Below are 22865 nucleotides of genomic sequence, written 5' to 3'. Positions count from 1 at the left end.
CCTTGCTAAAGTTGAGCCCCTATGGAAACACTGACTTACGCTCAAGCGTTGCGCCAGGCAACCGGCCGGTTGCGTGCCGCCGGAGTGCCCTCGCCAGAATGGGACGCCCGAATATTAGCGGCGCACCTCATCCACACCGGTCACATGGAAATTCCGCTTCAGGCGACGGTCATTCCCGGATTCAAGGCGGCGTACGAGCCGCTGGTGGCGCGTCGCGAAAAGCGCGAACCCCTCCAACACATCCTGGGCGTGGCCTGGTTTGGAGATCTGGAGCTGGTTGTTGGCCCCGGAGTGTTTATACCCCGGCCGGAGACTGAAGTCCTGGCGGACTGGGCGGTGAGGCTCCTACGCGGCCGGGAACGGGCGGCTTCGGCAGCACCAGCACCTCGCGTAGTCGATCTGTGTACTGGCTCTGGGGCCTTGGCAGCCTACGTGGCCAACCAAGTGGCCACCGCACAGGTATGGGCTGTGGAACTCAGCGATACCGCGAGCACCTACGCTCGCCAGAACCTAGCCCCGCATGGCGTAGCTCTTGTCCAAGGCGACGCCACCTCCAGCAGGACCCTTGGGGAATTGGATGGGACGGTGGACCTGGTGTTGACCAACCCGCCGTACGTGCCACAAACCTTGGACCTGGAGCCCGAAGTCTACGCGGATCCCCCGGAAGCGGTGTTCGGTGGGCAGGACGGAATGAGTGTCATACATAAGCTCATCCCTCGTATTGCAACCCTGCTTAAGCCCGGCGGGATGGTAGGGCTTGAACACGACGACGTCACCTCGCCTGCTGTCCAGGAAGCAATGGCCGCTAACGGGAATTTTACCGATATCGAGGTCCTGTACGACTTCAACCGGATCCCCCGCTTTGTCGTGGCGCGCCGAAAATAACGGGAGCGGACGACTTTCTAGTTCGTGGAATTCACGCCGTGGCGGTAGAATTTGGGAATACGCTACCTGCCCGGCCCGAATTCACGAGTTGGGTGTAAGCGCGCCGTGACGGTGGCGTGACGCTAGCATGGCAATGCTGGTGCAGCCGCGTTGGGCTGGCCGTACCGGTTGGCCCTTGGTTATCTTCATCGCAGATGTTCACTCCCATGCGTGGGGATTCTAAGGATTCCGGAAAGGGACACAAGCCGTGAAGCTAAAAGCAGGAAAGAGGATGTTAGGCCTATGAAGGGCAAGATTTACCGTCTTGATGACGAATCCACTCGTACCGAGGGCATCGAACTGGCAATCAGGGCTGTCAAGTCCGGGCGGCAGGTAGTCTTTCCCACCGACACTCTCTACGGCTTGGGCTGCGACGCCTTTGACAATGCGGCCGTGGCCAACCTACTTGCCACCAAACAACGGGGTCCGGATATGCCGGTGCCCGTACTGGTGGGTTCCTGGGATACCTACAAAGGACTGGTAGCACATGCCAGCGACACCATGCAGTTGCTGGTGGAGGCCTTTTGGCCGGGTGGGCTGTCCATAGTAGTACGCCAGGCCCCCAGCCTGCCGTGGAACTTAGGGGATACTAGGGGCACGGTGATGCTGCGCATGCCCGCCCACCCGGTAGCCATCGAGCTCCTTCGGGCCGTGGGACCCATGGCCGTGTCCTCAGCCAACATTTCCGGACACGAGCCACCCGTCACGGCAATTGCCTCAAAGCAACAGTTGGGGAGTGCCGTGGCCGTCTATCTGGACGGCGGGGAATCCCAGCTAGGGGAGGCGTCTACCATCATTGATATCTCCCAGGAATACCCCTACTTACTCCGGGAAGGAACGCTGAGCGCGGAGGAAATTGCCGCCGTAATTGGTGTTCCCGCTGAGACCTTGCGCACCCGCCCGCAGCCCGCCGTTTAGTGCCTTAACCGTAATGCGGGCTGTCACTAGGGTTCCTAGGGTCCGGATTGGCAACCTTTTGGCCGAAATTCCGATCCCGGGGTCTAGCGGTTGCTGTGCTAGTGACGTGACACCGCTACAATCTTTGAGAGAGTAATTATTCGTCCCTCTTTATCTTCTTTATATTCTGCCAATATCTGTAACTAAACCCAACCACAAGGATCTCCACAACTATGGCCGGAACCGGTGTGCCACTCCGCGAGCTTGCGCTCGTGTTATTGGTCGCTGCCGCGCTGACCTACATCTTCACCGGGGTAGTGCGGTGGGTTCTGGTACGCAACGGCCGGGTATCGGAGATCCGGCAGCGTGACTCCCACTCCCAACCCACTCCACAACTAGGCGGCGTGGCCATGTTTACCGGATTCGCGGGGGCGGTGTTCCTAGCCGGCCAACTACCCGCGCTAACGAGGGGCTTTTTGCCCGTCACCCCGGAAATGAACGCCGTGGTGTGGGCGGCATTTGCCATAGTGCTGGTGGGGGTTATCGATGATCTTGTGGAGCTTAGTGCGGGGATTAAACTTGTTGGGCAGGTGGTCGCGGCAGGAATCATGTCCTTCCTGGGCCTTACCTGGACGCTGTTTTTCATGCCCTTTGGGGATGGCACCACCATTGTCTTGGACCAGATTCAATCCACCCTCCTTACCGCTTTTATTACCGTCTTGCTCATCAACGCTATGAATTTTGTCGATGGTCTGGACGGATTGGCTGCCGGCCTAGGGATGATTGCGGGCCTGGCTATCCTAATTTTTTCGATCACAGTCCTCCACGACCAGGGCGGAGCGGTCTCTGCCTACCCGCCGGCGGTAATCTCCGCCGCGTTGGTGGGCATGTGTGCCGGATTTTTGCCCCACAACTTTGAGCCCTCCCGGATATTTATGGGCGACGCCGGCTCCATGCTAATTGGCTTGCTCCTGGCTGCCGCGTCCACCTCAGCGTCGGGGAAGATCAACATGTCGCTCTACGGCGGCGTGGATATCGTGGCGCTGATGTCCCCATTCATCGTGGTCCTGGCAGCCGTCTTTATCCCCGTCTTGGACCTAGTTTGGGCCGTCATTAGGCGAGTGGCTGCCGGGCGCTCCCCGTTTTCGGCGGACCGCCTCCATATCCACCACCGGTTGTTGTCCTTGGGCCATACTCACCGGCGCACCGTGTTGGTGTTGTACGTGTGGGTGTCTGCCGTGGCCTCCAGCGCAGTGTCGCTTTCCATAGTTCCCACTAAGGTCGCTGCGGTATTCTCACTATTCGCTTTGCTGGGAGCCTTCCTAATTACGCTAATTCCGTTACGCCAGGGCAAGTTGGGAAGGCGTAAGCGCCCCACCCAGGTAGTCGCGGAACAACCACCCCGATGAGGTAGGATTTTTCCACATGTCTAACGCTTCCAATTCCGCAGCTAATTCCCCGAGTGTTGCTGGCGGGGTCGCGGGCCCCAGCACGGAATCCGGTTCCGGCTCAGCCTATGATGACCACCGCCGGCCGCTTTTGCGCGCGGTACGTTACGGAAGCTTCGCTTTGCTCATTATCGCGGTGGCTTCCTTGGCACTGTGGGGTGCGCTGCGGGGACTTCCGGGTATTTGGGGCGTGCTCATTGGTGCTGCCATTGGGGGAGGGTTCATACTGATGACCGCGCTGTCCGTGTTGGTTACCGCCAACCTAGATCCGGCCAGCACCATGGCCGTGGTGTTGGGTGGATGGTTACTTAAAGTCGTAGTTCTCGTGGGTGTGTTGCTGGTTATTAAAGATATGGCCTTCTATGACACGGTCGCGTTGTTTGTCACCGTGGTTGGGGCTCTGATTGCTACTTTGGGCACCGAGGTGTGGGGGATTATCACCGCGCGCGTGACCTACGTGAGTTAGCCGCACCGGCTTTAAGCCCGGGACTTCGCCCCCGCTGGTCGCCCCACGAGTAGGAAAGAGGACGCGCGTTCGGCCGGGGGTGGCATGAGGCTCTAGTAAGGTTGAGGAAATATTGGCGCTGGAAAATTCCTGGGGTTAAATAATCTACCCCCGTACAGCGGTTGCCAGGAGCCGGTGTGACCAAACACACTAGGTTCGTTTTGCCTAGTCAGGGCGGTAAAGAGCAATCTTCGTGAGTGCTGTGAAAAATGTGTTTGCTTAACTAAGACCCTAAAGGGAAAAACAACTCGGTGACCTGATAAAATTTGCTCCGGGTTACCGCGGACTGTGATTTATCCGCGCCGCACCGGAAAAGCCGGTGTAGCGCGTTTGGTCCGTAGCGGTGAATCCCTGCTGTAACCGCGCTGATGTGCGACGGAGTCCGAGGTTGCAGTAGAGAGTTTGAGACGTCCATCGCACCGGGTGACCTTCGACAAGTCATTCGGCCCGAACACGGGAGAGAACGCTGAGCGTTACAACATTGGCCATGAAGGGTAGCTTCCATGCTCCCAAACTGGATCCAGAATTTTTCCCGGGTGAATATTACGGCCAGCAAATGTTTGGGGATATCCTCAACGGCTGGTTCGCCTTGGACCGCATTATGCTCGTCCGCCTTCTCATGGCGGCCGTGCTGGTGGTCCTTTTCGTTGTCGCCTTCAGGAGCCCCAAACTGGTTCCGAAGGGTCTGCAGAACGTAGCAGAACACGCCATTGATTTCGTTCGCGTTAATATCGCGGAAGACATTCTTGGCAGAAAAGAAGGGCGCCGTTTCCTGCCGGTAATCGCGTCAATCTTCTTCGCTGTTCTGTTTTGGAACGTCACGACCATCATTCCGTTTTTGAATATTTCTCCAAACGCGCGAATTGGTATGCCGATTGTCCTAGCCATTGTTGCGTATATCGCCATGATTTACGCAGGAGCCAAGCGCTACGGATTTTTCAAGTACGTGAAGTCTTCGGTAGTTATTCCTAACTTGCCGCCGCTACTTCACCTCTTGGTCGTTCCAATCGAGTTTTTCTCAACGTTCGTTCTACGTCCGGTCACCCTGGCGCTTCGTCTTATGGCGAACTTCCTGGCCGGTCACATCATCTTGGTCTTGCTGTACTCTGCCACGAACTTCTTCGTCTGGCAGCTCAACGCATGGACCGTGGTGGGTGGCTTGACCCTCGTAGCAGCGGTTCTGTTCACGGTATACGAAGTCATCGTCATCTTCTTGCAGGCATACATCTTTGCTCTGCTCACGGCGGTGTACATCGAACTGTCGCTTCATGCAGATTCGCACTAACAACAACGCGAACCTCGCGGCCAACTAAATAAACACCCACTTACATCAAACCAACACCGCCCCGCGGAAATTAAATCAAGGTTCGCGGGAGAGACAAATTGAAAGGGATCGACTTTCACATGAACGACATTATCCTGGCTCAGGCTACCGAAACCGCTTCGGCCTTCACCGGCCTTGGCGCCATTGGCTACGGCATTGCCACCATCGGCCCAGGCCTAGGCATCGGCATCCTCGTTGGCAAGACCGTTGAGGGCATGGCACGCCAGCCTGAGATGGCCGGCCAGCTACGTACCACCATGTTCCTGGGTATCGCCTTCGTTGAGGCGCTTGCCCTCATCGGCCTTGTTGCCGGCTTCCTGTTCTAATAAACGTTCGTTTATCAACTAAGTAAACTGACCGTTTAAGACTGGAGACCTATGAACAACGTCATCTTCTACCTTGCATCAGAAGGAGGGGAGCACCTGCCACTAGAGGGCGGTAACTCCATCCTTTTGCCCAAGGCATACGACATCGTCTGGTCTATCATTCCTTTCGCCGTAATCCTCGCTGTATTCGGGATGGTTGTCCTTCCCGCGTACAAGAAGTTACTGCAGGAGCGTGAAGACCGGATTGAGGGCGGCATCAAACGCGCTGAGGCTCAACAAGCTGAAGCCAAGGCCGCTCTAGAGAGGTACAACGCCCAGTTGGCTGACGCTCGCGCAGAGGCCGCACAGATCCACGAGCAGGCGCGCGAGCGCGGCAAGCAGATCGAAGCTGAGGCAAAGGTTCAGGCCGAGGAAGAAGCCCGTCGCATTATCGCCTCTGGTGAGAAGCAACTGGAAGCTTCCCGTGCCCAGGTCGTGAGCGAACTCCGTTCCGACATCGGACAAAACTCCATCAACTTGGCAGAGAAGCTGCTGGGTGGCGAACTTAGTGACGCCTCCCGCCGTTCCTCCACCATTGATTCTTTCTTGTCCGACCTCGACCACGTGGCACCGGCCAGAAAGTAGGCAGACATGAAGGCAGCTAGCCGCGAAGCACTGGCAACCGCGCAAGACACCTTGGATAGCCTCCTTAAGGGTGCAGACGCAGTTGCAGACTCCGCACGCACCGGCCTCGATCTGTTCGAGGTAGTAGGGGTTCTTGACGGCAACCGCGAACTGCGCGTTGCTCTAAACAACACCGCTGCTTCTGCAGAAGCACGAAAGTCACTGGTTAACACCCTGTTTGGGCAAAAGCTCTCCTCCCAGGCCTTGCGCGTGGTGGAAGAAGCTGCTCAGCTGCAGTGGTCTAGTGCCCGTGACCTCGTTAAAGGTTTGGTAGTTCTTGGCCGCCGCGCTTTATTGCGTGGTGCTGAGGCTCAGGGCCAGTTGGGGATGGTTGAAGATGAACTCTTCCGCCTTTCCCGCATTCTGGACCGTGAAGGCGAGCTGACCCAGCTGCTTACCGACCGCTCTGCTGAGTCCGCGCGTAAGCGTGGACTGCTGGCTAACGTGCTCTACGGCAAGGTCACGATGTTTACTGAGGCGCTTGCGCTTCAGGCCATCGACCGCCCAGAGCAAAACCCGGTGGATGATATTGCTGGTTTGGCCTCCGACGCAGCTTCGCTGCAAGGCCGCACCATCGCTTTTGTTACCACCGCGGTTGAAATGAATGAAAGCCAGCAGGCAGAACTCGCCAACAAGCTGGGCAACATCTACGGTCGTGCGATGTCCATCCACTCTGAGGTTGACACCAGCCTCCTCGGTGGTATGACCATCCGCGTCGGTGAGGAAGTAATTGACGGTTCCACCAAAGGCAAGATTGAGCGCCTGCGGACCGCCATGGCTTAAGTAAAGCCTTCAGGCTTTACTTGAGCGCAAACTTCTTAACACGACAACGACAACATTATTTTGAAAATTTGCTGGACGATACTACCGAGAGTAGGAACAACATGGCGGAGCTAACGATCTCCTCTGATGAGATCCGTAGCGCGATTGCGAACTACACCTCGAGCTACTCCGCGGAGGCCTCCCGTGAGGAGACCGGCGTGGTTATTTCGGCAGCCGACGGTATTGCGCAGGTTTCTGGCCTGCCTTCCGTAATGGCTAACGAACTTCTCGAGTTCCCGGGCGGCGTCATTGGCGTCGCGCAGAACCTTGACACCAATTCCCTTGGCGTTGTGGTCCTGGGTAACTTTGAAACCCTCAAGGAGGGCGACGAGGTAAAGAGGACCGGTGAGGTTCTCTCCATCCCTGTGGGCGAGGACTTCCTCGGCCGCGTTATCAACCCCCTGGGTCAGCCGATTGACGGCATGGGCCCAATCAACAAAGAAGAGGACCGCGTCCTCGAACTGCAGGCACCTTCCGTTCTCCAGCGTCAGCCGGTGGAAGAGCCAATGCAGACCGGCATCAAGGCTATTGACGCCATGACGCCAATCGGCCGTGGCCAGCGTCAGCTGGTCATTGGTGACCGTAAGACCGGTAAGACCGCGGTGTGTATTGACACCATCTTGAACCAGAAATCCAACTGGGAATCTGGTGACAAGGACAAGCAGGTCCGTTGTATCTATGTGGCTATCGGCCAAAAGGGTTCAACGATTGCGGGTATCCGCAAGACCCTGGAAGAGCACGGGGCACTGGAGTACACCACCATCGTGGCTGCTCCCGCCTCCGACTCCGCTGGTTTCAAGTGGCTAGCACCGTTTTCCGGTGCCGCTCTTGGTCAGCACTGGATGTACCAAGGCCGCCACGTCCTCATCATTTATGATGATCTGACCAAGCAGGCTGAGGCCTACCGTGCGATTTCCCTGCTGCTGCGCCGCCCACCGGGCCGCGAGGCATACCCAGGTGACGTCTTCTACCTCCACTCCCGTCTGCTGGAGCGCGCTGCGAAGCTCTCCGACGACATGGGTGCAGGTTCCATGACCGCACTGCCTATCATCGAAACCAAGGCAAACGACGTTTCTGCCTTCATCCCGACCAACGTTATTTCGATTACCGACGGCCAGGTCTTCCTGGAGTCCGACCTGTTCAACCAGGGCGTTCGTCCGGCAATCAACGTTGGTGTGTCCGTCTCCCGTGTGGGTGGCGCAGCACAGACCAAGGGTATGAAGAAAGTCGCCGGTAACCTGCGTTTGGAGCTGGCCGCATACCGCGACCTGCAGGCCTTCGCAGCCTTTGCCTCCGATCTCGATGCCGCCTCTAAGTCTCAGCTAGAACGCGGCGAGCGCCTAGTTGAGCTGCTGAAGCAGCCAGAGAACGCTCCGCAGTCCGTCGAATACCAGATGGTGTCCATCTTCCTTGCTGACCAGGGCGTCTTTGATGAGGTCCCAGTGGAAGACGTACGCCGCTTCGAACGCGACGTTCAGGAATACCTGCACGCCAACGTTCCCGAGGTATACGAGCAGATTGACGGCGGTGCCGCCCTGTCTGATGAGTCTAAGAAGACTCTGCTGCGGGCAGCCGAGGATTTCACACCAAGTTTCCGCACCACGGAAGGTCACCACCTAGGCTCCGAAGCCCCGGTTGACCCACTGGCGGAAAAAGACGTGAATAAAACTCAGCTCAGCGTCTCCCGGAAGACGGCCAAGTAGAGTTTCGCACTCTAGAAACCTATTGAAACCGTCTAAATAAAAGAAGGGAGGAGCGATACAACATGGCTAATCTTCGTGAACTGCGTGACCGCATCAGGTCCGTTAATTCCACTAAGAAGATCACCAAGGCACAGGAGCTCATTGCCACCTCGCGCATTACCAAAGCGCAGGCACGCGTTAATGCTGCTCAGCCGTATGCATTAGAGATGAATCGCGTGATGAATCGTCTCGCATCGGCTAGTTCGCTCGATCACCCCATGCTCCATGCGCGTGAGAACACACGTGTAGCAGCCATCCTCGTGGTCTCTTCAGACCGCGGTATGGCCGGCGGCTACAACAACAACGTGTTCAAGAAAGCGGCCGAGCTCGAATCCCTGCTGAGAAAGCGGGGGCTAGAGGTTGTCCGTTACGTGACTGGGCAGAAGGGTGTTGGTTACTACAAGTTCCGCGAGGCTCCAATTGAGGGCAGCTGGACCGGGTTCTCCCAGGATCCAACCTGGGAAGCAACGCACGACGTGCGCCGCCATATCATCGATGGCTTTGCCGCCGGTTCCCAAGGAACTGTTGGTAACCGCGAGGGTATTGACGGCAACGGTCCGGTCCGTGGCTTCGATGAAGTACACGTGGTTTATACCGAGTTTGTCAACATGTTGACCCAGAACGCCCGCGTGCAGCAGCTGCTGCCCGTGGAGCCCGTGATGGAGGAAAACGAGGTACACCTTCCGGAGTCCGCAGCGTCAAGCACCGCAGACCCGGTAGCCCCAGATTATGATTTCGAGCCAGACCCGGACACGCTTATGGACGCCTTGCTTCCAAAGTATGTCTCGCGAATTTTGTTTGCGATGTTCTTGGAGGCTTCTGCCGCTGAGTCCGCCGCACGCCGAGCCGCAATGAAGTCTGCAACTGACAACGCCAATGAGTTGGTCAAAGACCTCTCACGCGTGGCTAACCAGGCCCGTCAGGCTCAGATTACCCAGGAAATTACAGAGATTGTCGGTGGCGCTGGCGCGCTATCTGACAGCGCAGAAAGTGACTAGATTATGACTACAGCTCTCACTGAGCAGAATGCACAGGATCAGGCTTTGGCCGGTCGTGTTGTGCGCGTCATCGGTCCGGTCGTCGACGTGGAATTCCCACGTGACGCACTGCCGGCACTGTACAACGCACTCACGGTCGAGATTTCGCTCGATGCTGTTGCAAAAACTGTCACCCTCGAGGTCGCTCAGCACCTCGGTGACAACCTTGTCCGTACCGTATCCATGGCACCGACCGACGGCCTAGTCCGCGGTGCTGAGGTCATCGATACCGGCAAGCCTATTTCGGTTCCCGTTGGCGACATCGTTAAGGGCCACGTTTTCAACGCCCTAGGTGACTGCCTCGACGAGCCAGGCTTGGGCCGCGACGCCGAGCAGTGGGGAATCCACCGCGATCCACCACCGTTTGACCAGTTGGAAGGCAAGACCGAGATCCTCGAAACAGGCATCAAGGTCATCGACCTGCTGACCCCTTACGTTAAGGGCGGCAAGATTGGCCTCTTCGGCGGCGCAGGCGTGGGTAAGACCGTTCTTATCCAGGAAATGATTACCCGTATTGCCCGCGAGTTCTCCGGTACCTCCGTGTTCGCCGGCGTCGGCGAGCGTACCCGTGAGGGCACCGACCTCTTCCTGGAAATGGAAGAGATGGGTGTGCTTCAAGACACCGCCCTCGTGTTCGGCCAGATGGACGAACCACCAGGGGTTCGTATGCGCGTGGCCTTGTCCGGCCTGACCATGGCGGAATACTTCCGCGATGTGCAGAACCAGGACGTGCTGCTGTTCATCGACAACATCTTCCGTTTCACCCAGGCCGGCTCCGAGGTTTCGACCCTTCTTGGTCGTATGCCTTCCGCCGTGGGCTACCAGCCAACCCTGGCCGATGAGATGGGTGTTCTCCAGGAACGCATTACTTCTACGAAGGGTAAGTCGATTACCTCACTGCAGGCCGTTTACGTGCCAGCAGATGACTACACCGACCCGGCTCCGGCCACCACCTTCGCCCACTTGGACGCCACCACCGAGCTGGACCGTGCTATCGCTTCGAAGGGTATCTACCCCGCAGTGAACCCGCTGACCTCGACGTCTCGTATTCTCGAGCCTTCGATTGTTGGCGAGCGCCACTACGAAGTAGCACAGCGGATCATCAACATCCTGCAGAAGAACAAGGAACTCCAAGACATCATCGCCATCCTTGGTATGGACGAGCTGTCTGAAGAGGACAAGTCCACCGTTCAGCGCGCCCGCCGCATTGAGCGCTTCCTGGGCCAGAACTTCTTCGTGGCGGAGAAATTCACCGGTCTTCCAGGTTCTTACGTGCCACTATCCGAGACAATTGACGCTTTTGAGCGCATTGCCAACGGCGAATTCGACCACTACCCAGAGCAGGCCTTCAACGGCCTGGGTGGCTTGGACGACGTCGAGGTTGCGTTGAAGAAGCTGAACGAGAAGAAGAAGTAGGGAGAGGCACATGGCTGACATCACCGTGGAACTGGTTTCCGTCGAGCGCTCGTTGTGGTCGGGTAAGGCCACCATCGTCACGGCTGAAACCACCGAGGGTGAGATCGGCGTGCTTCCTGGCCATGAACCCATGGTTGGCCAACTGGTCGACAATGGCGTAGTGACCATCCGTCCGGTCGACGGCGCACGTTTAGTGGCCGCCGTCCAGGGTGGCTTCCTCTCCGTTGGTACGGAGAAGATCACCGTCCTAGCTGATTGGGCCGTCTGGTCCGATGAGGTAAGCGAGGCAGACCTGGACTTACAGTCCGGCGACGAACTCACTCGCCTACGCGCGGAGGCCGGCCAACGCGCCGTCCGCCGCGCCCAGGAAGGTTTGTAGGTCTTTCCCGGTTGGCGCTGAGGAGGTCAAGGGCAGCAATTAAACGCCCTTCCTACTCTTGACAAGCAGTAAAAGTTAGCCGCGCTGTGTTTAGTGTTGAAATGTTCAACACCGAACACGGCGCGGTTGCCGTTTTGCAAGGGTTCCTACATCCATCCCCTGACCCCGGCAGGCGGTCACCGCTGTCACCCGTTTTGCTGGCCTGCGCGCCCGCCTTTCCCAGCCTGCGCGCGCATCCTCCTGCTTGCCCCTGCCTTTCCCGGCCTGCGCCCGCATCCTCCTGCTTGCGCCCGCATCTTCCGGCTTGCGCCCGCCTTCCCTGGGCTGCGCGCCCGCCTCTTGGGTCACAGCGCGCTGCCAGTAACGGCCCCCGGCTGGGGCAATTACCTACCTGAACTGGGCGTATGTGCGCCTGCCTGGCCGGTTACTCCTTTTGGTTAACTCCAAGTTCCACGTTTGCCCACCTGCCTGCTAAATTCAGTCTAGAATCACCAGATAACAACGTAAGAATTCAGCCGGATTTCAAGATCGTGGAGGAACCTACAGATGTCCCCAATGTCTGTTGCATTACTCGCCCTAGTGGCTGTCATAGTGGCCATGGTGGGCCTAGCTAGCTTCAGATTTTTTAAGGTGCGGTCAACGGGTGCGCCGGTTCTTGTGCGCCCCATGCCGGGGCGGGATGTTCACGGCTGGCGTCATGGGGTAGTGCGCTATACGCCCACCCACCTAGAGCTGTATAAGCTGCGCTCTGTCCGCGTGTCCGCTGACGTTAGCCTAAGCCGCCTCGACATTGAGATTGTGTCCCACCGCCAACTCACTGATGCCGAGGCTTCTTTTATGCCTGAACACGAAGAAGCTGTACATCTCCGGGCCGCCGGCCAGGAGTACGAGCTTGCCCTGACAGGTCGCGGTGCTATGGCTTTGCACGCCTGGGTAGAGTCCGCGCCGTCCCCGCGGCGGGAAACTTTGAGCATCAAAGAAATCCGCCAACGCTCCCAGCAGCGTTAGCGCCAGCACGGTTAACCCCAGCGCCACTAACCCAGGCGGCGTTGGTGCCAGCGACGCCGGCGGACAGGGCGGCTTGCTCACCGTCTAGGTCCCCTTTCAAGTTTTAGCCAGCACCACCGGCGCGATAGGGTAGAGAACATGCGTTTAGTGCTTGCCCGATGTTCAGTTGATTATGTAGGTCGACTTGATGCCCACCTTCCCCTGGCTGACCGCCTTTTGCTGGTCAAAGCAGATGGCTCTGTGTCCGTCCATGCTGACGACCGCGCCTATAAGCCCCTGAACTGGATGACGCCTCCCTGCACCCTCAACGAGTCTCCGATCACCGACATTGACGGGGAAGACACCGGTGAAGTTCTTTGGTTGGTAGAAAATTCCAAGGGTGAGCAGCTGCGGATTACCATCCAGGAAATTTATGAAGAGATTCATCGCGATCTTGGCCAGGATCCCGGCCTGGTGAAAGACGGGGTGGAGGCCCATCTGCAGGAACTGTTGGCTGAGCACATCAATACTATTGGTGAGGGCTACACCCTGGTGCGTCGCGAGTATCCCACCGCAATTGGTCCGGTAGACATCATGGCCCGGGACGCCGACGGTGCCCATGTTGCCATTGAAGTCAAGCGCCGCGGCGGCATAGACGGCGTGGAACAGCTAACCCGGTACCTAGAGCTTCTCAACCGCGACGAACTTCTTAAGCCAGTGGTGGGAGTATTCGCCGCGCAGGAGATAAAGCCCCAAGCCAAGACCTTGGCCGCAGACCGCGGAATAAGGTGTGTTGTGCTGGATTACCAAGATCTGCGCGGTATTGAGAGCAACGAGCTCCGTCTGTTCTGATGCCACGTCGCAATAACCGCAGCGCTAGTAACCGCAGCGCTAGTAACCGCAGCAGCCGAAAGCGCGGCAAAGGCAACCGCAGCCTGCCGCCCCGGGAGCTGCCCCGCGACGGGACTGCGTTCATTGGTGCGCAGACCGTTGACGGACCCCGCTGGACCAATGGCGAGCCTTTCGTCATGCGCTACATAGGCTCGGCTGCTGCCACCAAGTTCTACGTTTGCCCGGGCTGTAATCAAAACATCCCTCCGGGCGTGGCCCATGTGGTGGCGTGGCCGCGTGATACGGGTGGCCGGGGTGAGGACCGCAGGCATTGGCACCGCCACTGCTGGGAACGGCGCTGACGCGGTAGGATGGGCGGCATGATTGTTGCCTTTTCCGTAGCCCCCACGATTGTGGGAGAGCCCTCTGCAGAAATGTCCGAAGCCGTTGCCGCCGCTGTAAAAGTGGTTCGTGACTCGGGACTACCCAATGAAACCAACGCTATGTTCACCCTCGTGGAAGGGGAGTGGGATGAGGTTTTCGCCGTTATTAAACAGGCAACCGACGCCGTGCGCGCTGTCTCTCCCCGGACCTCACTGGTGATCAAGGCTGATATCCGTGAGGGTGTCACTGGACAGCTCCGGGGCAAGGTTGAAGCAGTTGAAAAGCACCTACAGGAAGGTATCTAGATGACTACGCCACAATCCATGACCGGGGGAGTGCTGGACTTGGCACAGCTTAAAGCCCAGGCAGAAGCCAAGGCCGGAGCTACTTCCCAACCTGGTGGGAGCTCATCAAACTCCGCGCAACCGGGTGCAATCGCACCGTTTTTTGCGGTTACGGAGGAAAACTTTGAAACCGATCTGGTCCGCCGCAGCACGCAGGTCCCAGTCATAGCGCTGATAGGCACTGCACGCTCGCCGCAGTCGGAACAGTTAAAACAAGATTTCGCGGAACTAGCGGCACAAGGTGGTCTGTCCTTTGTAGTTGGCTACGTGGATGCGGACGCACACCCGCAAGTAGCGCAGGTCTTTGGCGTCCAAAACCTTCCCACCGTGGTGGCCTTGGCTGCCGGGCAACCCATCACTAGTTTTGAGGGCGGTCAGCCCAAAGAGGCCTTGGAGCAATGGGTGGCTGCGTTGGTCCAGCAAGTTGGCGGCAAACTGGAAGGCCTGGAAACTGGGGCCGGGCAGCCCGTTGAAGAAGAAGATGCTTTGGACCCTCGCGTGAGCGAAGCCGAAGAGGCGTTGAGCAAGGGTGACTATGACGCCGCTATTGCTATCTACGACGGCATTTTGGCCGGCGACCCCGCAGCAACTGAGGTTAAGCAGGCTCGCGACACCACCCGCTTGCTCAAGCGTATCTCCGGTGTAACAGATCCCATTGCCAAGGCAGAATCAGATGAGAGCGTGCAGGCGCAGCTAGACGCCGCGGACGCCGAGGTGGTGGCAGGAGCTCCGGAGAAAGCGTTCACGCGTCTTATTGAGGCCATGAAGCTGGCTGTATCTGAGGATAAAACCCTCCTCCGCGACCGCCTGTTGGAGCTTTTCGGTTTGTTCGACGCTGCAGACCAGCGCGTGCTTGACGCCCGCCGGGCTCTTGCCAGCGCGCTGTACTAGCAGCCAGTCATCCACTTGCGGGCACAGGCCCGGGCGCTGGCGTGGCAATCATTCAAGCGTATCCGCATAATCCTGGCGGTGCACGGCGGTGCACGGCGGTTCCCGTGGGCATGGGCTAAGATGCGAAGTTATGACTGATTCCGCCGCTGCCCAACTCACCGCGACCACGCCCTCGCCCTCGGGACCCAAGGTTCTTTATCTGTGCAACTCCAACCGGGGGAAATCCCAGATGGCGGCAGCGCTGCATAAGCTGCGCGCCCCGGATTGGCAGGTCTATTCCGCCGGGGTGAAGGTAGCAGAACCCGGCAACAGCGGTGACGTCAACCGGGAAGCTGCGGCTTCGCTACACGAGATCGGTGCTGATATGTCAGATGGCACGCCCACACCCGTGGATCCGCAGCTGGCAGCGGAGATGGACTACGTGGTGATTGTTGGTGGCGCGGACTACGCGGGCCCGGCTATCCGGTGGGAGATTGAGGACCCGTCTGTCCGCGGTGTTGAAGGCAAAGAGCGGCTGCGCCAACTCCGCGATGACATAGACTCCCGGGTTCAAGCGCTCATCGCGGAAGCCACCTAGTTTTTGCCGGCCCGCGGCTGTGAAAATCTGCGGCTGTGAAAATCTGCGGCTGTGAAAATCTACGGTTCTAAGAATCCGGGGCCTTTGCTAACGGTGGCAGGAAACCGGGGAAACGGCGGAGGTTAAGCCCGGAACTGCTTAACCTCCCCGAAATACGCCTACCTTGAGAGGCTGCCGTAGGCCTATTAACCGCGGTGGAGGTACCACTGCACAGAGTTGGCGGGAAGCGTCATACTGATCCCTTCACCGCCGTTGTGGTGGGTCTTGGCTAGCTCGTTTCCGGCACCCTGGTAGGCGGCGTCGTCGGTGTTGAGGATGAGTTCCCAGTCCCCGCTACGGGTGGGGTGCAGATGGTAGTCCTGGTGGGTGGAGCCAGAGAGGTTGATAACCGATAGCACGGCGGAGCCGTCATCACCGTAGCGCTCGAAGGCAATGACGTTGCCGGCGGAGTCATCACCTATCACCCAATGGAAGCCGGAGGGGTCAAAGTCGCGCTGCCAGAGGGCGGGCGTTTGGTTATAGACCGCGCCAATATCGCTGACCAGGCGCTTGATTCCGTAGTGCCATTCCTGGCCCCAGCCGTGGAGGTTGGACCAGTCTGTGGAGCCTGCTTCATTCCACTCGGTGGTCTGGCCAAATTCCTGCCCCATGAACATCAGCTGCTTGCCGGGGTGGGAGTACATGTAGCCAAAGAGAGTGCGCACGCCCGCGGCCTTGTTCCAGTCATCGCCGGGCTGGCGGGACCACAAGGTGCCCTTGCCGTGGACTACTTCATCGTGGCTAAACGGCAGGATGAAGTTTTCGGAAAACGCGTAGACCAGTGAGAAAGTGATATCACCGTGGTGGTAGGAGCGGTGGATGGGATCTAGGCTGAAGTATTCCAGGGTGTCGTTCATCCAGCCCATGTTCCATTTCATGGAAAAGCCCAGGCCGCCGTCTTCGATGGGGGCGGTGACCCCGGGCCAAGAGGTGGATTCTTCCGCGATTGTCCACACGCCGGGGTGGGTGCGCTGCAGGGCAGAGTTGGTTTCCCGGAGGAACTGGACGGCCTCAAGGTTTTCGCGGCCACCGTATTCGTTGGGCAGCCAATCTTCCCGGGAGTAGTCCAGGTAGAGCATGGAGGCCACGGCGTCCACGCGGAGGGCGTCTACGTGGAATTCTTCAGCCCAATACAGCGCGTTGGCTACTAGGAAGTTGCGGACCTCATTGCGTCCGAAGTCAAAGACGTAGGTGCCCCAGTCGGATTGCTCACCCCGGCGGGGGTCGGGGTGCTCGTAGAGGGCTTGCCCGTCAAAGCGTCCCAGCGCAAACTCGTCTTTGGGGAAGTGTGCTGGCACCCAGTCCACGATGACCCCGATACCGGCCTGGTGGAGCTCATCAATGAGCGCCCGTAGTTCATCCGGGGAGCCCCAGCGCGCGGTGGGGGCGTAGTAACCAGAGACTTGGTAGCCCCAGGAACCGCCAAAGGGGTGTTCGGCCACGGGGAGGAATTCCACGTGGGTAAAGCCGTGCTCTTTGAGGTAGGGGATGAGGTCTTCGCGCAGGGTTTGGTAAGTAGCGCCTTGTTTCCAGGAGCCCACGTGGATTTCGTAGATGTTGACCGGTACGTTGACATCCCCGGTGCGCGCCTGGACCCAGTTGTGGTCTTTCCACTGGTAGTTGGACTCTGCCACGATGGAGTCGGTGGCGGGGGCCACGGCTGCGGCCTTGGCCATGGGGTCAGCTTTGTCTATCCGCCCGGAGTGTTTGGAGTGGATGGCAAATTTGTAGCGTTCCCCAGCGCCAAGGCCGGGGATAAAGAGTTCCCAGATGCCGGTGGAACCTAGGGAGCGCATGGGGTACTGCACTGGGTTCCAGGCGCAGAAATCTCCGACCACGGCAACGCCTTCGGCGTTGGGTGCCCAGACGGCAAAAGCCACGCCGGTGACAGTTCCCAAGTCGGTTTCGTAGGTTTTGAGGTTGGCACCTAGTACCTCCCACAGGCGCTCGTGGCGGCCTTCGCCGATGAGGTGTAGGTCTAGCGTTCCTAGGGTGGGAAGGAAGCTATAGCCGTCAGCTACCTCCCGGGTGCCGTGCTCACCGTAGGTGATTTCCAAGCGGTAGTCCTGGGCTTCACTTCCGGGCGCGGAGACCTCTGCTGCCCAAATCTCATTGCCAATGTGGTTCAGGTCCACGGTGGAGTTGGCGGTGCGCACCCGCACGCGCGAAGCGCCTGGCTGGCGGGTGGTAATAGTGCCGTCGTGCCAGCCGTAAAAGTCGTGCGGGGCGTGGTGGCGGCAGGCATTTAGGCGGTCGAGGTCCAAAGCGTCAATCTTCATGTCTCTAACGCTACCTGTGCCGGGCCACCCGATGTGGGAAAATCCCCCGGGGATTTCCCCGGGGGTGCGCTAAGCGGATAGTTAGGGGCGGTAGTCGGTCTCTGCGATCCGGCGCCACGCTAGGGGCTTGCGCAGTTCGCGTTTGACGGTGGGCAGCGTGAAGATGTGCGCTACGTCGCCTTGTGGGCACAGCCGTACGAAGTTGCGGTCGGACCAGGTGTAGGTCTGCCCGGTGATGTTGTCGCGGACCTCAAAGCTGTCCCCGTGGTTGAGTCCAAGTGCTGTCATATCTAGGTGGACGGTGGCTTCCTGGGTATTGCGCGGGTCTAAGTTGATGACCACCAGCACTGCGTTGCCCGTTGCGGGGTCGGTCTTGGAGTATGCCATCACCTGCTCGTTGTCAACGTGGTGGAACCGCAGGGTGCGCAGTTGCTGCAGGGCGGGGTTGTCCTGGCGGATCCGGTTGAGCCGGGTGATGTAGGGCTCCAGCGAGTCACCGGAATTGACGGCGGCCTGGAAATCCCGGTGGCGGAGCTCGTATTTTTCGGAGTCCAGGTATTCCTCGGATCCCGGTTTGTCAGCCCGGTGCTCGTAGAGTTCGAACCCGGAGTACACGCCCCACAGCGGGGACAGGGTGGCAGCGAGGGTGGCGCGGATGGCAAACATGGCGCGGCCGCCGGTTTGTAGGGACTCGTGCAGGATGTCGGGGGTGTTGACAAATAGGTGCGGGCGGCAGATATCGGCCTGGTCTAGGTGTAGTTGGGCGAATTTGGTCAGGTCCGCCTTGGTGGTCTGCCAGGTGAAGTAGGTATAGGACTGGCTAAAGCCGGCTTTGGCCAGCCCCAGCAGGCGGGGCACGCGCGTAAATGCCTCTGCGAGGAAGATGACCTCCGGGTTGGTGGAATGAACCTTGTGGATGAGCCAGGCCCAGAAAGCGGTGGGTTTGGTGTGCGGGTTATCCACGCGGAACGTTCTCACCCCGGCGCCCACCCAGCGCATGACCATCTTGTAGACCGCGCGGTAAATCTCCCGCTGGGCGTTGTCAAAGTTTAGAGGGTAGATGTCTTGGTATTTCTTGGGCGGGTTTTCCGCGTACGCGATGGTGCCATCATCCAAGACCGTGAAGAATTCCGGGTTGCTTTCTGCCCAGGGGTGGTCCGGGGCGGCCTGGAGGGCAAGGTCGAGGGCTACTTCTAACCCCAAGGAGTCCGCATAGGTGACTAGATCCTTGAACTCCTCCATGGTCCCTAGCTCGGGGTGCGTGGTGTTATGGTCCGCGATGGCCCAGGGGGATCCCACGTCTCCTGGTTCTGCCACCACGGAGTTGTTCCGGCCCTTGCGGTGGATTTCGCCGATGGGGTGGATGGGCGGGAAGTAGACGGTGTCAAAGCCCATGGCGGCAACGCGGCCCAGCGCTTTCTTGGTGGTTGCAAAGGTGCCGTGGACGGGTTGCCCGTCTTTATCAACGCCGCCGGTAGAGCGCGGGAATAGCTCGTACCACGAGCTGTAGAGGGCCTTGTTGCGCTCAACGTAGACTTTTTGAATTTCGCCTTCGGTGATGAGATCGCGCACGGGGTAGCGGCGCAGGACGTCGGTTACCTCCTCGGACAGCGCGGGTCGCGTGCGGATTTCCACCGGAAGGGTGTCGTCGCGCAGTGCCCGGGCGGCATCGAAAAGTAGATTTGCTTCCTCGCTGGGCGTCTGCAGTGCGGCGCGGGAGAGCAACTCGTGGCCCGCGGCTAGATCATTGGCCAACTCCGCCGCGGTCTGCCCCGCGGCCATCTTCTTAGTCACCGCGTTGCGCCACGTGGCTACCGGGTCACTCCAGGCGTCCACGCGGAAGAACCACTGGCCGGTGGTGCCGGGGGTAAACACGGCATGGACGCGGTCGGGGTTGTGCGGATCAACCTTCATGGTGATGTCGGAGACGGTGCCGCCAAAGGCCGGCCATACGGAGAGGGTTGCTGCCACGGCGTCGTGGCCCTCGCGCCACACCAGGGCGCTAACGGGAACTACTTCCCCCACTACCGCCTTGGTGGGAAGTCCCCCAGAGATGGACGGGCGGACGTCGTCGATATCAATTCTTTTCATGCCATTTAGCCTAATGGAGCCGCTGCCTTTTGTGGCGAAATTTCCCCACCTAGCTTCCAGGTGGGGTGCCACCTGTGTCAGTGACCCCACACGCGGGAGGTTTGGGGCAAGATAGATATCATGCAGACGGATCCTGATTGGCTAATTGATTTCCGCGGAGTAGAACTTCGCCGCGGCGGTAATACCCTGGTAGGGCCAGTGGACTGGCAGGTAGAGCTCGATGAACGCTGGGTTATCATCGGGCCCAACGGCGCGGGAAAGACCTCCCTGGTGCGCATGGCGGCGGCGGAGGAGTTCCCCACCACAGGCACCGCCTTTTTGATGGGTGAGCGCCTGGGCAAAACGGACATGCGGGACTTGCGCGCGGCCATTGGTATCTCCTCGGCGGCCGTACAGCACCGGATTCCCGATGAAGAACGCGTTTTTGACCTGGTGGTCTCCGCCGGCTACGCGGTCCTGGGCCGGTGGCGCGAGGAATACCTAGACATGGACTTCGAACACGCCCAAGAGATCCTGCGCCAGGTGGGTGCGGAGCACCTCAAGGACCGCACCTGGGGGACATTGTCCGAGGGGGAGAAAAAGCGCGTCATCTTAGGCCGCGCCCTGATGATCAACCCGGAGCTGCTCATTCTCGATGAGCCCACCGCTGGGATGGACCTGGGCGGGCGCGAGGACCTGGTGGGCTACCTGGGGGAGTTGGCCATGGACGCGGACGCCCCCGCCATCGTGATGATCACTCACCATGTGGAAGAAATTCCCCACGGGTTTACCCATGCCATGATTTTGGACGAAGGCCGCGTGGTAGCCATGGGTCTTATCAACACGGTATTGACCTCGGAAAATGTCTCCCGCGCCTTCCATCAACCCATCCAGGTAGACAGAATCGGCGAACGCTATTTCGCGCGCCGGGCAAAATAACTAGACTTGGAACGCATGGACCCCGCCCACGAACCCGCCACCTGTGGCAGTGATAATCCAGGCGCCCTTACTGAGTACACCGGATACAACGGTGGAAAGCTGGCGGCGACCGTCCTGGTGCTGCGCGACGGTAAGGACGGCCTGGAGGTGTGGGTCCAAGAGCGCGTGACCACCATGCGCAATTACCCAGGCCACGTGGTCTTTCCTGGCGGCGGGGTGGATCCGCGCGATTTCCCGCCCCGGACTTGGAACTCCGGGGAGCTGTGGTCCGGCGCGTCCACTATAGCCATGGCGCGCACGATGGGGGTGAGCCACTACAAGGCCCACGCCATTGTCTTTGCAGCCGCCCGCGAGCTGTTTGAGGAAGCCGGCGCGCTGATGGTCCGGGACCTTAGCGGGGAAGTCCTCGATGACGCCCACCAGTACCACCTGGACCGGTTGGCGTTGGAATCCCACCGTATTTCCTTCACTGAGTTCCTCAGTAAAGAAAGGCTCAAGCTGGACGCGGATGTCTTTGTGCCGTGGGCCAGGTGGGCCGGCGTGGACCGGGGCCAGTGGTTTGACACGTTCTTTTTCCTCACCACTCCGCCGCAGGGGCAGGAGTTGGACGGCACCACCTTTGAAGCTGATGACGCCAACTGGTTTAACCCCCGGCTGCTCATGGACGGGTGGCGCGCCGGGCTGGTGCGGCTGGCTTTGCCCACCTGGGCGCAGTTGGAGCGCTTGTCTCACTGCGACACCGTGGCCCAGGCCATAAAGGCGGCAAAATCCCAGGATGTGCGCCTGGTGGTGGGCGAGCCCGTTGATGACCCAAGCTATGGCGAATATCATTCCACTAACCCCGAAGACAGAATCCGGAGCACCCGCTAGTGAGCTTTACTCCCGCAGAGGTAGCCTTCCTGGCGAAGGGGACATTTGACCATCCAGAATTAACGCTTAGTGCCCGCACCCAGTTGGCGGACGTCCAGGCGCTGCGCGCGCTTTATGGACCAAACGCCCGGGCGGTGGCGGAGCTAATTAAGGCCCGCCGGTCCGGCAAGTTCCCGCACACGTGGCTTGCCGATGCCGATTCCGCGCAGCAGGCCACCCCACCCACCGTGGCCACGTGGCGCGCAGAGTTCTTAAAATCCCTGGGCGCGCGCTCCGTGGTGGACGTTACTTGCTCCATTGGAACGGAAGGGCACGCAGCCATAGCCGCCGGACTGGACTACGCCGGGGCGGACCTGGATTTCTCCCGCCTGCTCATGGCCCGGCATAACGTTGCCAACGTCCCGTTTATGCTTGCGGATGCCCTGGCACCTGCCGTGCGGCCACGGCCAGGCAGCGTCATTGTTGCTGATCCCGCCCGGCGCGCTGGGGGTAAGCGGATAACGGATCCAGCCAAGCTGCAGCCACCCTTGCCGGATTTGTTGGACACCTGGCGCGGAGCGGAGATGGCGGTAAAGTGCGCCCCGGGCTTAGATTTCTCCGAGTGGGAGGGGCAGGTGGCCATCACCAGCGTGGCCGGAGCGGTGAAGGAGGCCTGTCTTTTCACGCCCGGGTTGGCCGCGGGAAGGCGCGCGGTCATGCTCGATTCCCAGGGGGCAACCGATTGCGTTGACTCAGCTATGCCGGATGATGTGGAGGCCGGCGCGCCGGGGCGCTATATCATTGACCCGGACGGCGCGGTGGTGCGTGCCGGTTTGGTGCGCCACTACGCCAAGCGGGAGGGGCTGTGGCAGATTGATGAGCATTTGGCTTATCTCACCGGGCCGCGGATCCCGGCTGGGCGCAGTGGGTTTGAGATCCTTGAGCAGGTACCCATGAAAAAGCTGCGTTCGGCGTTGACCGCGTATGGATGTGGGAGCGTGGAGATTTTGGTGCGCGGCGTGGATGTTGACCCGGATGTGCTGCGCAAGCGGCTAAAACTCAAGGGTAAGCGCCCGCTGTCGGTGGTGATAGCCCGGGTGGGCAAGGGGGCGGTGGCCTTTATCTGCGGCCCCCGGGTATCATCGGAAGCGGTTTAAGCAACATTGGTATTACTTATTTACTTAACACATTT

The 22865-nt window shown here is 59.4% G+C and carries 23 protein-coding genes; 21 read left to right on the top strand and 2 right to left on the bottom strand.

Going from position 1 to position 22865, the window contains the following annotated elements; translation table 11 throughout:
- Nucleotides 1–21 precede the first annotated feature (21 nt).
- From prmC to F4V58_RS06965, 18 genes are all read left to right on the top strand, one after another.
- Nucleotides 22–885: a peptide chain release factor N(5)-glutamine methyltransferase gene (gene prmC, locus F4V58_RS07050; protein ID WP_075734605.1), complete on the top strand. Its 864-nt coding sequence runs from the start codon at nucleotides 22–24 to the stop codon at nucleotides 883–885.
- 282 nt (nucleotides 886–1167) lie between these two features.
- Nucleotides 1168–1842, top strand: coding sequence for an L-threonylcarbamoyladenylate synthase (locus F4V58_RS07045; protein ID WP_075734603.1), 675 nt, complete (start codon nucleotides 1168–1170; stop codon nucleotides 1840–1842).
- A 212-nt stretch (nucleotides 1843–2054) separates the two neighbouring features.
- Complete coding sequence (locus tag F4V58_RS07040) at nucleotides 2055–3230, top strand: MraY family glycosyltransferase (protein WP_075734601.1); 1176 nt, start codon at nucleotides 2055–2057, stop codon at nucleotides 3228–3230.
- A gap of 16 nt (nucleotides 3231–3246) precedes the next feature.
- Nucleotides 3247–3735, top strand: coding sequence for a Cg1360 family ATP-synthase-associated protein (locus F4V58_RS07035; protein ID WP_245802960.1), 489 nt, complete (start codon nucleotides 3247–3249; stop codon nucleotides 3733–3735).
- A gap of 526 nt (nucleotides 3736–4261) precedes the next feature.
- The gene (gene atpB / locus F4V58_RS07030) at nucleotides 4262–5059 is read left to right on the top strand and encodes a F0F1 ATP synthase subunit A (protein WP_075734599.1); all 798 of its coding nucleotides are present in this window, start codon (nucleotides 4262–4264) and stop codon (nucleotides 5057–5059) included.
- Nucleotides 5060–5178: 119 nt separating this feature from the next.
- Nucleotides 5179–5424, top strand: a complete 246-nt coding sequence (locus F4V58_RS07025) for an ATP synthase F0 subunit C (RefSeq protein ID WP_075734597.1) — start codon at nucleotides 5179–5181, stop codon at nucleotides 5422–5424.
- A gap of 51 nt (nucleotides 5425–5475) precedes the next feature.
- Nucleotides 5476–6048, top strand: coding sequence for a F0F1 ATP synthase subunit B (locus tag F4V58_RS07020; RefSeq protein ID WP_075734595.1), 573 nt, complete (start codon nucleotides 5476–5478; stop codon nucleotides 6046–6048).
- 6 nt (nucleotides 6049–6054) lie between these two features.
- Entirely contained in the window at nucleotides 6055–6870 is an 816-nt protein-coding gene (locus F4V58_RS07015; RefSeq protein ID WP_075734593.1) for a F0F1 ATP synthase subunit delta, read from the top strand.
- 101 nt (nucleotides 6871–6971) lie between these two features.
- A complete protein-coding gene (gene atpA, locus F4V58_RS07010) occupies nucleotides 6972–8612 on the top strand; it encodes a F0F1 ATP synthase subunit alpha (RefSeq protein WP_075734591.1) in 1641 nt (546 codons plus the stop codon).
- A 62-nt stretch (nucleotides 8613–8674) separates the two neighbouring features.
- A complete protein-coding gene (locus tag F4V58_RS07005) occupies nucleotides 8675–9649 on the top strand; it encodes a F0F1 ATP synthase subunit gamma (RefSeq protein WP_075734589.1) in 975 nt (324 codons plus the stop codon).
- Between the two features lie 3 nt (nucleotides 9650–9652).
- Nucleotides 9653–11104, top strand: coding sequence for a F0F1 ATP synthase subunit beta (gene atpD, locus F4V58_RS07000; protein WP_075734587.1), 1452 nt, complete (start codon nucleotides 9653–9655; stop codon nucleotides 11102–11104).
- A 10-nt stretch (nucleotides 11105–11114) separates the two neighbouring features.
- A complete protein-coding gene (locus F4V58_RS06995) occupies nucleotides 11115–11483 on the top strand; it encodes a F0F1 ATP synthase subunit epsilon (protein WP_075734585.1) in 369 nt (122 codons plus the stop codon).
- Between the two features lie 555 nt (nucleotides 11484–12038).
- Nucleotides 12039–12491 (top strand): DUF2550 domain-containing protein, encoded by a 453-nt coding sequence (locus tag F4V58_RS06990; RefSeq protein ID WP_169833310.1) that lies wholly within the window; start codon nucleotides 12039–12041, stop codon nucleotides 12489–12491.
- Nucleotides 12492–12629: 138 nt separating this feature from the next.
- Nucleotides 12630–13322, top strand: a complete 693-nt coding sequence (gene nucS, locus F4V58_RS06985) for an endonuclease NucS (protein WP_075734581.1) — start codon at nucleotides 12630–12632, stop codon at nucleotides 13320–13322.
- Nucleotides 13322–13663 (top strand): hypothetical protein, encoded by a 342-nt coding sequence (locus tag F4V58_RS06980; RefSeq protein WP_084559719.1) that lies wholly within the window; start codon nucleotides 13322–13324, stop codon nucleotides 13661–13663. Before nucS ends, F4V58_RS06980 begins: the two co-directional genes overlap by 1 nt.
- Nucleotides 13664–13681: 18 nt before the next feature.
- Nucleotides 13682–13990: an MTH1187 family thiamine-binding protein gene (locus tag F4V58_RS06975; RefSeq protein ID WP_075734579.1), complete on the top strand. Its 309-nt coding sequence runs from the start codon at nucleotides 13682–13684 to the stop codon at nucleotides 13988–13990.
- Nucleotides 13991–14920, top strand: a complete 930-nt coding sequence (locus tag F4V58_RS06970; protein WP_075734577.1) for a tetratricopeptide repeat protein — start codon at nucleotides 13991–13993, stop codon at nucleotides 14918–14920. It begins immediately after the preceding gene.
- A 130-nt stretch (nucleotides 14921–15050) separates the two neighbouring features.
- Nucleotides 15051–15497: an arsenate reductase/protein-tyrosine-phosphatase family protein gene (locus F4V58_RS06965; RefSeq protein ID WP_075734575.1), complete on the top strand. Its 447-nt coding sequence runs from the start codon at nucleotides 15051–15053 to the stop codon at nucleotides 15495–15497.
- Nucleotides 15498–15682: 185 nt separating this feature from the next.
- On the opposite strand, the gene glgB is transcribed toward F4V58_RS06965, so the two are convergent.
- Together glgB and F4V58_RS06955 are read right to left on the bottom strand one after the other, a co-directional pair.
- Nucleotides 15683–17815 carry a 1,4-alpha-glucan branching protein GlgB gene (gene glgB / locus F4V58_RS06960; RefSeq protein WP_075734573.1) on the bottom strand — a complete coding sequence of 711 codons (2133 nt, stop codon included), beginning with the start codon at nucleotides 17813–17815 and terminating at the stop codon, nucleotides 15683–15685.
- Nucleotides 17816–17896: 81 nt separating this feature from the next.
- Nucleotides 17897–19906, bottom strand: a complete 2010-nt coding sequence (locus tag F4V58_RS06955; protein WP_075734571.1) for a maltotransferase domain-containing protein — start codon at nucleotides 19904–19906, stop codon at nucleotides 17897–17899.
- Between the two features lie 120 nt (nucleotides 19907–20026).
- On the opposite strand from F4V58_RS06955, the gene F4V58_RS06950 reads away from it, so the two are divergent.
- The 3 genes from F4V58_RS06950 to F4V58_RS06940 are packed head-to-tail and all read left to right on the top strand — an operon-like array spanning nucleotide 20027 to nucleotide 22830.
- Complete coding sequence (locus F4V58_RS06950) at nucleotides 20027–20824, top strand: ABC transporter ATP-binding protein (protein WP_075734569.1); 798 nt, start codon at nucleotides 20027–20029, stop codon at nucleotides 20822–20824.
- 15 nt (nucleotides 20825–20839) lie between these two features.
- The gene (locus F4V58_RS06945) at nucleotides 20840–21694 is read left to right on the top strand and encodes an NUDIX hydrolase (RefSeq protein WP_075734567.1); all 855 of its coding nucleotides are present in this window, start codon (nucleotides 20840–20842) and stop codon (nucleotides 21692–21694) included.
- Complete coding sequence (locus F4V58_RS06940) at nucleotides 21694–22830, top strand: THUMP-like domain-containing protein (RefSeq protein WP_075734565.1); 1137 nt, start codon at nucleotides 21694–21696, stop codon at nucleotides 22828–22830. Before F4V58_RS06945 ends, F4V58_RS06940 begins: the two co-directional genes overlap by 1 nt.
- Nucleotides 22831–22865: the final 35 nt, after the last annotated feature.

It is taken from the genome of Corynebacterium phocae (genome assembly GCF_008693075.1).
Classification (GTDB): domain Bacteria; phylum Actinomycetota; class Actinomycetes; order Mycobacteriales; family Mycobacteriaceae; genus Corynebacterium; species Corynebacterium phocae.
The sequence above is the reverse complement of the archived record's forward strand: the minus strand, read 5'-3'. Positions and strand labels throughout refer to the sequence as shown.